The sequence below is a fragment of the Ruegeria sp. BI11 genome, from assembly GCF_056538005.1.
Map to the genome: position 1 here is coordinate 1 of NZ_JBQFSM010000014.1, position 13,469 is coordinate 13,469.

General features: G+C 56.0%; 11 protein-coding genes. 5 read left to right on the forward strand and 6 right to left on the reverse strand.

Features of this window, described 5'->3' with window-relative positions:
• Positions 1 to 1,321: right-handed parallel beta-helix repeat-containing protein (locus ACR0DT_RS21455; protein ID WP_480712715.1), on the reverse strand; the 1,321-nt coding region annotated here is incomplete at its 3' end.
• A gap of 493 nt (positions 1,322 to 1,814) precedes the next feature.
• On the opposite strand from ACR0DT_RS21455, the gene ACR0DT_RS21460 reads away from it, so the two are divergent.
• Positions 1,815 to 3,089 carry a hypothetical protein gene (locus ACR0DT_RS21460; protein WP_480712716.1) on the forward strand — a complete coding sequence of 425 codons (1,275 nt, stop codon included), beginning with the start codon at positions 1,815 to 1,817 and terminating at the stop codon, positions 3,087 to 3,089.
• 120 nt (positions 3,090 to 3,209) lie between these two features.
• Entirely contained in the window at positions 3,210 to 4,580 is a 1,371-nt protein-coding gene (locus ACR0DT_RS21465; protein ID WP_480712717.1) for an O-antigen ligase family protein, read from the forward strand.
• On the opposite strand, the gene ACR0DT_RS21470 is transcribed toward ACR0DT_RS21465, so the two are convergent.
• The 4 genes from ACR0DT_RS21470 to ACR0DT_RS21485 are packed head-to-tail and all read right to left on the reverse strand — an operon-like array spanning position 4,570 to position 8,471.
• Complete coding sequence (locus tag ACR0DT_RS21470; protein WP_480712718.1) at positions 4,570 to 5,250, reverse strand: polysaccharide deacetylase family protein; 681 nt, start codon at positions 5,248 to 5,250, stop codon at positions 4,570 to 4,572. The genes ACR0DT_RS21465 and ACR0DT_RS21470 overlap by 11 nt on opposite strands.
• Positions 5,247 to 6,290 carry a lipid II:glycine glycyltransferase FemX gene (locus tag ACR0DT_RS21475; protein ID WP_480712719.1) on the reverse strand — a complete coding sequence of 348 codons (1,044 nt, stop codon included), beginning with the start codon at positions 6,288 to 6,290 and terminating at the stop codon, positions 5,247 to 5,249. The genes ACR0DT_RS21470 and ACR0DT_RS21475 overlap by 4 nt, the downstream gene beginning before the upstream one ends.
• 7 nt (positions 6,291 to 6,297) lie before the next feature.
• On the reverse strand, positions 6,298 to 7,515 hold the full coding sequence (locus ACR0DT_RS21480) for a GNAT family N-acetyltransferase (RefSeq protein WP_480712720.1): 1,218 nt from the start codon (positions 7,513 to 7,515) through the stop codon (positions 6,298 to 6,300).
• Complete coding sequence (locus ACR0DT_RS21485; protein WP_480712721.1) at positions 7,512 to 8,471, reverse strand: glycosyltransferase family 2 protein; 960 nt, start codon at positions 8,469 to 8,471, stop codon at positions 7,512 to 7,514. The genes ACR0DT_RS21480 and ACR0DT_RS21485 overlap by 4 nt, the downstream gene beginning before the upstream one ends.
• Before the next feature lie 156 nt (positions 8,472 to 8,627).
• Here ACR0DT_RS21485 and ACR0DT_RS21490 point away from each other — a divergent pair, with 156 nt between their 5' ends.
• Genes ACR0DT_RS21490 through ACR0DT_RS21500 form a run of 3 tightly spaced genes read left to right on the forward strand, consistent with a single transcriptional unit; the run spans position 8,628 to position 11,577 of the window.
• Positions 8,628 to 9,725: a GNAT family N-acetyltransferase gene (locus tag ACR0DT_RS21490; protein ID WP_480712722.1), complete on the forward strand. Its 1,098-nt coding sequence runs from the start codon at positions 8,628 to 8,630 to the stop codon at positions 9,723 to 9,725.
• A 37-nt stretch (positions 9,726 to 9,762) separates the two neighbouring features.
• Positions 9,763 to 10,395: a hypothetical protein gene (locus ACR0DT_RS21495; protein WP_480712723.1), complete on the forward strand. Its 633-nt coding sequence runs from the start codon at positions 9,763 to 9,765 to the stop codon at positions 10,393 to 10,395.
• 15 nt (positions 10,396 to 10,410) lie between these two features.
• On the forward strand, positions 10,411 to 11,577 hold the full coding sequence (locus tag ACR0DT_RS21500; protein ID WP_480712724.1) for a DegT/DnrJ/EryC1/StrS family aminotransferase: 1,167 nt from the start codon (positions 10,411 to 10,413) through the stop codon (positions 11,575 to 11,577).
• A 51-nt stretch (positions 11,578 to 11,628) separates the two neighbouring features.
• On the opposite strand, the gene ACR0DT_RS21505 is transcribed toward ACR0DT_RS21500, so the two are convergent.
• Positions 11,629 to 13,176: an oligosaccharide flippase family protein gene (locus ACR0DT_RS21505; protein ID WP_480712725.1), complete on the reverse strand. Its 1,548-nt coding sequence runs from the start codon at positions 13,174 to 13,176 to the stop codon at positions 11,629 to 11,631.
• Positions 13,177 to 13,469: the final 293 nt, after the last annotated feature.

The window sequence follows — 13,469 nt, forward strand, 5'->3', positions numbered from 1 at the left end:
CGCCCTCGTCGGCTTCACCGGCGTCAGGGGTGTTCGCGCCGGTATCCGGCTGAGTGGAGCCTGTGTCGGGTTGAGTGGAGCCTGTGTCGGGTTGAGTGGAGCCTGTGTCGGGCTGAGTGGAACCGGTGTCGGGTTGAGTGGAGCCTGTGTCTTCTTCCCGCTGAGTGGTATCGGGGGTGCTCGGGGACGAAAGTCCGCCAGTGTTAACAAGAGTGGAGCCGGAGCCAAGCGTATCCGCCAAGCTGCCTGCCTTTACGACATAGTTGTTATACCCATCTGCGTCAGCGGTCGCTGCAAAGGTGAAGTGCTGGGCGTATTCGCTGGGCTGGATCAACGCGTTATTGACGACGGTCCAGTCGCTTTGGCCGGTGTAGCCCAGGATATTCGACGTAATGTTCTGCTCGATCGTTACGTTCTGCGAGTCTTCCGAGATGTTGATGACCGGCACTTCGACGCTGCCTGACAGTGTCTTTTCATCCACGTGCAGGACGGTGTTGCTCCGGACTGTCAGCCCATCCACGCCATAAAGCGAAATGCCGTGCAGGTGGCCGTTGTAGATCGTGTTGCCTTCGATCAGTACATTGTGGTGTATGACACTCGGGTCGCTGATGTTGGCACCGTCACCGCCAGCCCAGATGGTTTGGGTGAAGTCCCCTTGCCCCATATCGAAGACGTTGTCGCGGATGATGATATTGTCACTGCCGCTGCCGTTGGCACGCTGGATCTGGATCATGTCGCGGTGATCGCCGGAACCGGCCAGGCCACCGAAGTCGTGAATGTGGTTCTGTTCAACCCGGATATTGTCGACGTTGTCAAAGACCAGACCGTCGGAGCGGATCGAGTGGATATCGTTGCCGATGACATCGATGCCGTCAGTATTTGCGGTGATGACGGCCTTCCAGAAGTGTTTGAATTCGGAGTTGGTGATGTCAACGTTGCTCGAGTCGCGGACGGTCAAACCGGTTCCGGTGCCGGTGCCGCCGGAGATATCGCCTTGGAAGACCGAATTGTTGAACGTGATGTCCGTGCTGTTGTAGACGCCGAAAACGCTTAGATATTCCGGATCGCCTGAGCTGGCGTTGTAGTCAAACAAGACGCTATCGAACGTGATGTTCGACGACTGGTTGATGTTGACCGCAGAGAAGCTTGCCATTGCATTTGGATCTGCGGATTGGATTGTCACATTTGATGCGAACTGTTCACCGCGCAGGTTCAGGCTACCGTAGTCGCCTGCTGCAAGCAGTATCGTTTCCCCACCTGTGGCCTGTGACAAAGCCTGATTTAGCTCCGCCGCAGAGGTTACTGTGATTGTCGTAGACATCTTCCACCTTCTGTTTCATGGGCGCTGTGAGTGGCAGCGCACGGGATTCCGCGCACCCAGGACAGAGGGAACAATCGCACAAGGGCGACAAATGGGCCTAAATGTGGCTATGCTGGAAACTGTTGCCTGTATTGAGACAGTTTTGCCCCAATTGCCTTCATTTCCGAGTGAACTCGATACTCAATACCGGGAATTGTTCCTCATCCCTTAGCGGTATTTGACTGTTCCCATAATTGATTTCGGTGTCGCAACAATCGCCATAAAAAAACCGTTTTTCCGGCGCGTCCTCGCGTATCTCTGCTAGGTGTCGGCAATGAATTGCCCGATTACCTAGGGTAAACTTGCTGAGTTCCCGAAATGAACCGCAGGTCCAGGGGGAGATTTATCGCCAATTGTGGTGCCGGGAGTGTGAGTTTTCGGGGGCAGGTCGCAATAGACAGTTTGAAATCGCTGGCCTAGACTTTGAGGCAGGCGCAGATCGGAAAGGTGTATTATGCCTGGATCAAGTCTTTTGGCTCTGGCAGGGGCGGTTGTGTTGATGTTGGGTACTGCGGTGACTGCCGGGACCTCTTGTGCGGGCCGGGATTTCAAGCCGCGCATGGCTGCGTCGACCAAAGGACAGACAATAGCAGACGCAAATGGTCTTGCGGCGGCGCTGCAGAATGCGCGGGGCGGTGAGATCTATTTGCTTGCTCCGGGCAATTATGGTGCCCTGAAACTGGGTAAGTCGTTTCGGTCGCCGGTGGTGATCCGGTCGGCTGATCCCGGCAATCCCGCGTGCTTTAACCGTGTGGTTCTTGACGGGGCCAGCAATCTTCATCTGGACGGCATTTATTTTGACTACACGTTCAAGCGCGGTGAGCCGGAACATATCGCTTACTTCGTCATTCAGAACAGTAACGATATCAAGATTTCAAACTCGGCCTTCATCGGGGATCGCGCCAGAGGCACGGGCACACTTGGCGACGGCGATGGCACCGGGCGTGGCCTGTTGCTGATCAATACCGCCGACATTGACATCATCAACACCGAATTCAGAGAGTGGTGGAAAGCCATCCTGACGGTCAATTCAAATGGTGTGAGTGTTATCGGCAGCCACATTCATTCGATCCGGTCTGACGGTCTGGCCTTCGATAACGTCGACAACATCCGGGTCGAGCGGAACTATATTCACAACTTTGGCAATGCGGCCGGTTCCAGCGACCACCGCGACATGATCCAGATTCAGCGCGCGAATAAAAGCGGCAGTTCCAACATCACCATTCGCGATAATGTTTTTGATATGGGCAGCGGCGGTTTTGCCCAGACGATCTGGGCTGGTGGTGACGGTCAGGACCTGGGCAACCGCCAAATGCGGCACCGGAATGTGCTGGTCGAAAACAACATGATCTACAATGGCCATATCCATGGCATCTCGATCCATGGCTCGGACAATATATCAATTCGAAAAAATACGCTGATCAGTGTTCCGGGGGGGCATTCGGCCCCGACCATCAACATCTCAGCGGATTCGACATCCGTGGTGATCGAACAGAATGCGACAGCGCCGATCATCGGATACGAAGGTCAGCGTAACTGGGCGGTACTCAATAACGCAATCATTCAGAACCAAAGCCCGTCGAAAGGCGGCTACTACGATAACGAGTTCATCTATTATGCGGTTGGTCGGCGAAATGGATACAATGAATACGGCGTGCGTCAGGGCGGTTTGGTCGATCAGTTGCAGGCTGGCTCGACATTGGCAAAAAATTACCCCTCGCGCAGGTAAGGCATGACTGGGGAAACTGAGGCATTGGCCCCGGTAGGCCAGAAGGTCTGGCCAGCTCTTCGGCAGACCTTTGGATTATGCGCTTCAGGAAGCGTCATTCATAAGAGAGCAAGGGTTTAGATGGCCACGCTTTTATCAACAAAAGCCAGAACCGAGGTGACAAAGCCGCTTGTGGTGATGCTTTTGATATTTTCCTTTGCAATGCCATTCTTCTTTTTCTTGGGCGGGATGAAGCTCAATGGACATCGGGTGGTCCTGCTTCTCTTTATGTTCCCGGCGGTTTTTGGTTGGCTCAGCGGTCGGGCAGGAAAGATCAGAGGGATCGATTTTCTAGTCATCGGTTTCGCGTTTTGGTCTGCGCTTTCGCTTGTCGTGAACCATGGTATCGCGAGTACTTGGGAATTCATCGGGATGCTTATTATTGAAACTCTGGTCCCATATTTCATAGCTCGGACATATGTACGGAATCTTGGGGCTTTCAGGCATTTCGTGAAGTGCTTCTTTGTGCTTGTCTTGATCCTTCTGCCGTTTGCCATGTTTGAGGCTAGTACGGGAAAGGCCCCGCTGCTGGAGATTTTCGGAAAAGTGTTAAACGTATATTCTTGGCAGGGGTGGAAGTTCGAACCGCGGTTGGGCTTCATGCGAGCTCAGACAACGATGCCTCATCCGATCCTGTTCGGGATATTCTGCGCGCCGGCCTTTGCGCTGACTTGGTATGTGCTGGGGTGGAATAAATCGCTTTCTTCCAGGGCCGGTCTTACTTCTATTGTCGGGGGGGCAGTTTTCTTTTCGATTTCGTCGGGCGCCTTCCTGAATGTCATTATACAAATGGCGCTGATGGCTTGGGACCGATGCCTTTATTTCCTCAAAAACAAGTGGAAAATTCTGATCATCGGTTTTGCCGTGCTGTATTTCATTGGTGAGATCTTCTCTAACCGAACCATGTTTCAGGTTTTTGCGACGCATTTCACGTTGTCGCCAGGAACAGCCTGGATGCGCATCCATATTTTCAACTTTGCATCTGACGATGTGCTGCAAAATCCGATTTTCGGCATTGGTCTAAGTGAATGGACCCGCCCCAGTTGGATGTGGGCACTAAACAGCGTGGACAATTTCTGGCTTGTGATCGCCCTGCGGTACGGCTTCCCGGGGCTGTTCCTGCTAGTTGGTACCTTGGCCATCCTGTTCTTCCGGATTGGGAGCATGCCGTTGAGTGGGCCGACAGCGGATGCCCGACTGGGATATCTAATTTCATTGTTTGGTCTGATCATGTCTGCCGTCACGGTGCACTTGTGGGACGCCACGTTCTGTTTCCTGATGTTTTTTCTGGGGGCAGGGGTCTGGTTTCTTGATGCAGAGGATCAGTCGGATCAGGATGGCGAGATGACTCAATCTGCCGAGAGTGCCAAGAAAATCCGCTATACGCGCTTTCCGGATGCGACGCCGGGTGAACTGCCGCTGGCGCGTACGACCCGATCGGTCACCCGGTGACTGTCCAGCGCCGCCGCATCATGCCAATGGCGCGCCGCAGACGGCGCAAGGGGGGCATCCGGCCTGCCAGGATCACCTGCATCTCATCTCGGGTCATGTCACCACGCAGCGATGTTCGGGGTCGTAAAAAGGTATTCTGACGGTAAACGCCGCCGTCGCTGGACCATGCTGTTGCATAGCCAGAATCGCGCAGGGCTTGCAGCACCCGAACATCGTAGCGACCAAAAGGAATTCCCGCCTCGGTGATCCGGGCGCCGCAGATCTGCTCTAGTTGCGCGCGTGACGTGCGCAATTCTTCGGTCAGCGCGGCATCATCCAATTCGGGCCAGACAACGTGGTCGATCCCGTGGCTGCCAATCATCATGCCCGCATCCCGCATGGCGCGTAGTTGCCCTTTATCCAAAGACCGCGCATGCCCAATCCGCCCGGTAAGAACGAAGAAGCGAGCCTTGAGACCTCGGGCGATTAGTGCGGGCAGGGCGACGTCATGATCAGAAGGATTGCCGTCATCGAACGTGATGGTGAAGGCATTTGGATCGGGGGCAGCGGCAATTTGATCGAGGACATATTCGAACTGATCGATCGACAGCCAATAGTCGGCTTCGCCGGGATCCAGCGGATATTCAGGTGTTCCGACACCGTGAAAGTTTATGCCTATTGAATGTGTCACTGACGCGCCTTCTTCAGGTGGGTATGAGCTGATTCAGCGGCGCGGATCAGGGTTGATATCGCACCCGGGGGGCGGAATTCGTACGGTCCGGCCGCTTGCAACTCTGTACCACCGGTGCGCTGCTTGTAACGTGTGACCGAGGGGTTAGTGTCAGGGTCTATTCCGCCCAAATCAAAGTCTTTCACGCCCTGTTCCCGGCAATGCAGTATAGACTGCCACATCAGGTAATGGCCGGCATTCAGCCGTCGTCCGGCATCCAGTGTGGCGCCAAAAAGATAGACGGCGCAGGTTCCTGCCCGTCCCAGCGTCATTGCCGCGATATCAGTTCCGTTTTTGCAGGCGAACAGGATCTCGTGGGAAAAATCCGGACCCTGCAGAGCGTAATAAAACTCCGGAGGGATATCCGGGTAAAAGCCCTTGGCCTCCTGAACCTGACTGTAAAGAGGGTGAAACCGGTCGGCGGCTTGCGCAATCGGCAAGATGTCCAGATCCAGGCCGGCTTTCAGCGCATTGCGCAGGGGGTTGCGCCATTTTCCGTGTAGGGCGCGCATCAGCGTGTCTTCGTCCTGCTCACAGTTCACTGTGATGGTCCGGTAAGGCGGTGAGCGATCTGTGGGATAAAAGCCTTCATCGGCGGCGAGTTGATCAAGGCTTGGAGCATCATGCCAGGGTGTCGCCGGAAACCGCAGGCGCAGAATATGTCTGGTGCTTTGGGCATATGCGCGCAGCGCAGCCAGAATGGCGCGCAGTGTGTCAGGGGTGGGATCGGGTTGGTCACGGTGTCGTACCAGCGGCCCGGCAGCGGCCCATGCGATGCCGCGCCGAAGACCGGGGACCTGTTTGATGCGCAGACACACGGCGGCGATGGGGTGCCCGGCTGGGGTCGCAAGCATGATAAAACGCGGCTCTGCCCCGATCCGTTTCGCTGCGGCGCGCGCATAAGTCAGACTCTGTTCATAGGTCAGATCCCGGAAGGACGCACTGAGTGCGGGCCATTCACTTTCGGTCAGAATCTGTATGGACAGCTGTTCGGTGATCATGCCGGACTCATATCCTTGTTCTGATCCAGGTGGACCACAAAGGTTTGTGCGCCAGCGGGATCACCGATCGCAGGCGCGGGGCGGTGCGGCCGAACCAGAGCCTGTAATAGGTCAGGTGCAGAAAGCGGGCCCAGCCGAGACAGATCTTAAGCCGGAAAGACGACCACGCCGAGCGTCGTGAGACGATCAGGCGATGGGTGGGTACGGGTTCACCGCCATAAACCAGCTTATAACCGTATGCGCCGATCCCAGCCTCGATCCGTGTCACGCCTGCGTTGATCAGCTGCTCGATCATCTGGATCAGGCCGATCTTGCCCAGGCTGAGGCGCTCCAGTTCCGGATCGGTTGATCTGGCCGGCAGCCGCCATTGGCAGACCTGCCCCGTGACCAGGCAGAATTGGGTGGCCAAAGGGCCTTGCGGACCGTGCTGTTCGACGAACCAGGTCTCACGGCTCTGCAAAGTTGCCTCTGCCAGATCGCTGTAGAACGCCGCGCTGCCAGGCCAGTCCACGAAATGGCCACCTTTTCCGATCTCTTGCCATTGTTGGTTGTGAAAGCCAACGAAGTCTTCGAACGCGCTGCTGCCGGGGTGGGTTAGCCGCGACGTCAACTCGTGATCCTTTTGCAGGTGTTTCAGGTCCCGCCGATATTGGTTGCGTCGTTTCTTGGACAGGTTTGCAAGGTATCCGTCAAACGTATCGGGCAGTTCGAAAACCGTGTGTGTGCCGGACGGTGTATCCGTCAGGATCAGCGCCGACGCGGTACTGTCTGGGGTCAGAGCGTTGCGAACGGCGGCGAGTATGGTACCACGCTCGGACGCAGGGCTGAAGCTGACCAGATGCGCGCGGTCATCCCCCAGAAGGCCGGTCAAAGCCTCTGCCAGACTTTGTTCGAGCACGTGCTTTTCGGCTGCAAGCTGAAGACCCACCGTATTAGGGTCTGTTGCGGCCAGCTTGGCGATACGTATCCTGATCGGACCGACCCAAGCTGAATGGATCATGAAGGGCAGCAGGGCGACCAGTTGGTCTTCGCTGTCGCGCGCGACAAGGGTTCTAAGTGTCCTGCCGTGCCCAAAATGCGCCCACCAGGTCAGAACCCAGACCGGTGTGGCATAAATATCCGCACCTGCCCGTTCAGCCAGATCCCCCCATTCAGCGGCCATACCCTCAAGGGGCTCTGCACCGTCGACCCATTTGAATATCAGCTGGGTGCCTATATCCCTCACTCTGTCGGCTCCTGGCTGGTCAGGTGATACCGAAGCGAGGCCCGGGCCAGACGCCGCCGTGCGGTGGCCTCGTCCCGCTGGTTTGCAGCTGACATGACAAACCGCAGGATGGAAGACCCGACAAAGATCACCCGGCCCCAGAAAACGCCCCAGAGGCCGTAATGCTTGCGCAGATAGATCATCTTGCTTTTCTGCATCTGGACGAACATGCGTGACCGGATCTGAGCGGTGCTTTTCCCGCCGCCTTCAAGATGCAGAATTTGCGCTTTGGGCGCAAAGACACAGCTCCAACCGGCGTCCCGGATGCGACGGCACCAATCGGCCTCTTCGGAATAGACAAAGAAGGCCTCATCCAGCAGGCCCACGGCGTCAAAGACATGACGGGGCACCAGCATGAACATGCCCGAGACCACATCCACTTTGCGCTCTGATTGTCGGTCCCAATCTCCGTATTCAGCGTGGCTCAGAAACCGATTATGCGGTGACAAACGGTGCAGCCCGAATTCGATCAACGCCAGATTGCCCGGCCCGGGATCGGCGAAACAGGTGCGCTGTATGGTGTTCTCATCTTCCAGAACCTGACACCCGACACAGCCCACGTCGGGGTGCTGCCCCAGCCAGCCCAACATGGTGTCGATGGCACCGTTCAGAATGATGGTGTCGGGATTGAGCAGCAGCAGGTTGTCGCCCCGCGCGATCTCCAGCCCCTGATTGTTGGCGGCGGCAAATCCCCGGTTCGCGTCGTTTGCGATCAGGTGGACATCGGGAAACTCATCACGGATCAGATCCGCGGAACCATCGCTTGAGGCGTTGTCGACAACGATGACCTCATGCGGCTGTCGGGTTTCGCGCGCAACAGAGATCAGGCAGTCACGCAGGATATCCCGGGTGTTCCAGTTCACGATGACGATGGAAACAGCGCATTCGATATGCGGGCTGGGCGACGATGAATTCATGAAACCCTGTTCTCTTTAACCACTCACATCTTCAAATTGTTTAGCCATTGTTCCGATCTGTGAATACACTGAACATGATCAAACGATGGCTGTTGTTTAAAAGTGGCTGTGAAATTCAAAGTAAATATATCAGTGCATTGAGGTATTAGTTTGGCAATGCAGCACCCTGAGGGGCAAGATAGCGTTGAGATTGAATGCGCTGAAGCCCTGACCACAGAACGGCATGATGAGTGGGTGACGTTCCTGAATGCGGCCAACCGTCAGCACCCCCGGCAATCTCCATTGTTTGCAAATTCGGAACAAAGACTCGGACGCAAGGTGATTTATGCCTCAGCAAGCCGTAATGGTGCGCTTGTAGGTGTCGCCCTGATTTCGTTGGAGCCGCACCCGTTCTTGTCTGGTGCCTGGTCCCGTGCCCATTGTCTGAGTGGCCCGGTTTGTGATGGGGCACCTGAAATGGCGGCATTTCTGGATATGCTGTGCGCACGCCCCGAGCTGGCCCGGGTCGGCAGTCTGAACGTCACTCCGTTCTGGACCGAAGAGGATGCGGAAACGCTTGATGCGGTTCTGGGTCGCAAGGGGTGGCGCATCGCTGAAGAAGACCGGTTTCGCCAAACCGGGTGGGTGGATATATCCGGAACGCCCGAAGAGATCATGAAGGAATTCTCCAAAAGCGCGCGACGCGAGGTTCGGCGCGCCGAGCGGCAGGGCGTTTCGATCCGCGCGGCAGAGACGCCCGACGAATTTCGCAATTTCATAGAAAGCATGAACCGGATGCGTGTTCAGCGCGGACTGCCAGAACTGGATGTCCCCGCCTATGAGACAGCGTTCGAGGATGTACTGCGCCCCGGCGATCTGGGAACTGTACTGATGGCCTGGCAACAGGAGGTCTTTTTGGCAGGCCTGTTGGTCTATCGCAGCAAAGATGTCGTGCATGGGCGGCATTTCACCACCGAACCTGACAATCTGCGGGCTGCCGGCAACCTGCGCATCGCTCCGGCCTTGTGGCTGGAGGCGATGATCTGGGCTAAGGAAAAGGGATGCACCATTCTGGATGTTGAAGGGTATCACGCACCGGTTCCGGGCGAAAAGAAGTTCAATATTCACAAGTACAAATCGGAATTCAGCCCGCGTGTTGTTCGGCGCATTTCCGCGCGAGAGAAGGTTGTGAACCGTTATATCTATCTGACAGGGAATGCGCGGGGGCTGATCCGGGGGCAGTTGAAAAAGGTCAAACGGGCGGTTTCGGGCTGAGCCCGGATACCTGCAGGAACGCTTGGAAAAACAGAACATGACGTTGGCGAAAAAGGGCAAGGTGCAGTTGATCCGGGGGGCCGCGAAACGTGGGCCAACGGTCTTTGCCCGACAGGTCTGGCTGGCCCTGATGGACAGTTTCGTGCGCAAGCGACATCTGGTTTTTCGGTTGGATGGGGATGGGTTTGACCAAAACCCCCGGGCCGGGTGTGACGCGATACAGGTGCGGGAAGTCATCTCGGCGGATGACTTGCTTGAGGAAGATCTGGATTTTCTGAAAGCTTCCGATGCTTCGCATGACTGGGGTGCGGTCGCGTGGCTGGAGGCTGGATGGCGGCTCTGGCTGTTGGAAGACGCAGGCCATGTTCAGGCGCTGGCCTGGGTTCGGGACGCTGCGCATAGCCGCGATTTTTTCGTACCGCTCAGCAACCGGGAAGAGTTGTTCTGGCATGTCTATGTCCTGCCGCAATACCGGGGCCGGAATTTGCAGGGTCAGCTTTGGCGCGCGATTGTCGCGAACAGGATGTCCGAGGGGGTTGAAGGCTTTTTGACCAACTGCCGGGATTACAATTTGCCGTCCCGGCGCAATATTCTGAGAATGGGTTTCCAACCAGTCGGGCATTGCGATGAGAACCGGTTTACCCGCCGCAGAGTCTGGCGGAGTTACTGAAACGTACGAGTTGATATGAGTGCCAACCCACATAAAACCGCGCCTGATTGTGCTGACCCTTCGATGAAGATGTCCAATCTGTTTCGTCGCGATCCTGCGGGCGGGTATACGGCCCTGTTCAAGGGCCGCTCGGTTTTCTGGAGCTTCAATACCCGTGTGGCGATCCGGGCGGCCTGCGATCTTCTGGAATTGCAGCCCGGGGATGAGGTTCTGGTGCCCGCTTATAATTGCGGCTCCGAGGCGGATCCGCTGATCGATGCGGGCCTCTCGGTCCGGTTGTACCCGGTTTCTGAAGACCTGATTGCCGATCCCGCACGTATTGCACCGCTGATTACAGAGCGAACGCGGGCCATTTATGTGATCCACTATTTTGGCGTGATCCAACCGGCTTTGGCAGAGCTGCGTGCGCTGTGCGACCAACACGGGTTGCGCCTGATCGAGGATTGCGCGCTGAGCCTGTTAAGCGGCGCGTCCCCGGCAGAAGGTCGTATTGGCGATGTGTCGGTGTTTTGCTTCTACAAGTTCGTTCCCGTCCTCGAAGGCGGTGCGCTGGTCATCAATGCACCAGACCTGACAACTGCGCATCCGTTTTCACAATCGCCACCGCAGAAAAAGGTCCTGAAGACGTTGGCGCGCGCAGGGCTGGCAAATGTGCTGGGTCAACAGCGCATGAAAGGATTGAAGCAAGCATTGCGTGGGCGCGATCCGGCGGAAACGGTCGCCAATTCTACTGAGGATCAACTCGAAGACATTCCATGGCATTACTATTTCGATCCAGCCCTTCGGAATACCCGCATGAGTTTCTTTGCATCGCGCCCGTTGCAGGCCTTTTCCGTCTCCGAGGCGATTTCGATCAGGCGGGCGAATTGGGACCGCTATCGGGATCTGCTGGCTGGCATGTCAGGAATACGCATGCTGCTGCCGGAGCTTACCCCTGAGACCTGCCCGCTCAACATGCCGATCATTGTTGAGAACCGGGACCGGGTTGTACAGCGGTTGCAGGATCGGGGGATCGGTGCGACGCCCTGGTGGGCAGGCTTCAATCGCAATCTGGACTGGACAGGCCAGGATGAGGCGATGGCGATCAAGAACAGCGCTTTGGCATTGCCGTTGCACCAGTATTTTTCAGGGGTGCATGTCGATCATATCGTGGTCGAACTGAAAGAGGCGCTTGCCACCTAACCTGCAGGAAAAAAACCCTGCCTCGAAAGGGGCAAGGTGTGGGGCAGCGCCTTAGTGCGCCGCGATAAATCTGGATTTGATTTTGGCGGCCATATCCAGTGCAAGGCTTTCAAACCCCTTGGGCCTGCCGGACAACTGCCAGAGCAGTAAGTGCGTTCCGACATAGGCAACCACGCCGACCAGAACCTTGACTCCAAACCGGATGCGCAGCAGCGGTAAGTCCTCTGCCGTGTTATAAGCCCAGCCCACTGCGTCGCCGCTGCCATAAGCGCTGCTGACGAACAAAACGGCAATCAGCATGACAAAGGTCGCAGCGAACGTCCGCCAGGCGATGAGGATCGGAGCCAGAAAGCTTTCGCTGCCAAAATCTCTGGCCATGACCAGCGCCAGACCAATCGCAAACAGGCTGCCTGCACCCGCCCCGAATATGGCCCCCAGAAAGCCATGATTAGAGCCCAGCAACATGAACATGGTCGTGACAACCAGCAGGATGCTATTGCGCAGGAACAGGCGTTTTGTGTCCCCCTGAACATAGCTTGCGGATCGGACATTGGCCTGCAGCGTTTCAATGGCTTTCAGCGGTGCAAGAACCCATATGACTTGTGATGCGGCCAGCCATTCGTAACCGGCGACAACCACTATCAGATGGTTCGCGACCAAGGCCAGACCTACACTTGACGGAATGACGATCCCCAACAGAACGGCATTGGCCTGTTCAAAGGCCTGCTTGTCGGTGCCCTGGGTTCTCGAAACGCTGGCCAGCCCGGGATAGATCACCCGCTCTAGTGGGCCGATGATTTGGTTGGTGAACAGATTTACAAGGCGATAGCCCACCCGGAAAATCCCCGCATCCGCCAGACCCAGTGAGAAACCGATGATTATCTGAGGCATGTTTACGGTCAGGAACTGTGTAATCTGGGCTCCCAGAGACCATGACGAAACATCGATGCAATCATGCCAGCATTTAAGAGTCAGCCGGGGCCACATCGGGGCGACGACAAAGGACCAGGTCACTCGAACGATCTGGGTTGCGATGCTGGCCACGACGATGGCCCAGAAGTCGCGCCAGAACCAGGCCAAGCCAACCGCCAGTGCCGTATATACGAATCTGCTGATGGCTTCTTCGGCCGCGAGAAAACCAAAGCGGAGATTTCTTTCCAACAAGGGAAAGCGGGTGCTTCTGAGCGCGCTTATGATGGCAATGAAACACAGGGCCGGAACAAGCGAGGTCAGTTCCGACAGGCCGAAGAATCCCACCAGAGGGGCGGTGATCCAGATGAGAACCGCCGCGGAAATCCCAAGCAGCAATTGCATCGTAAAGACCGTATTCAGATGATCGTCGGTTATTTCCGGCTGGCGTATCAGCACCATGGATATGGCGCGCTGAATGATTTCCAGAAATGCTGCGCCGATAATGAAATAGGCAATGATCCCAAAGTCGGTAGGTGTCAGCAGACGCGCCGTCACAACCAACGTCAGAATGCCCAGAACTTGGCTGAACGCCCCGGACACAAACAATGTTGCCGCACCCTTGGTCAGGGTGGTGCTGCGATTGGATGCCTCTTGGGTGTTCGGATTAGGATCAGAGGGCTGTGGCACCTGCGCCGTCTTTCCATTTTTGGTACAATAAGCCGTTTGACATTGGAATGTTTCCACCTTTCCTAACTTTAAATTAGCGCCCAAACCTGTGTGATCTCAAATCTGGAAATCTGATCGGGTGACTGTTAGTCAAGTTTCAGAACGCTTTTCCAGCCAGGAACGTATATTTTTTTGTTTCGTGTCAGAAAGTTGCTCAGCATGTTAAAGTATATCTTTGTTTTGTGTCAGAAGGGTGCCTCGTACTCCAAGGGGAATTTTCCGTAATTTTCACAAATTGGATCTCAATCATGCAA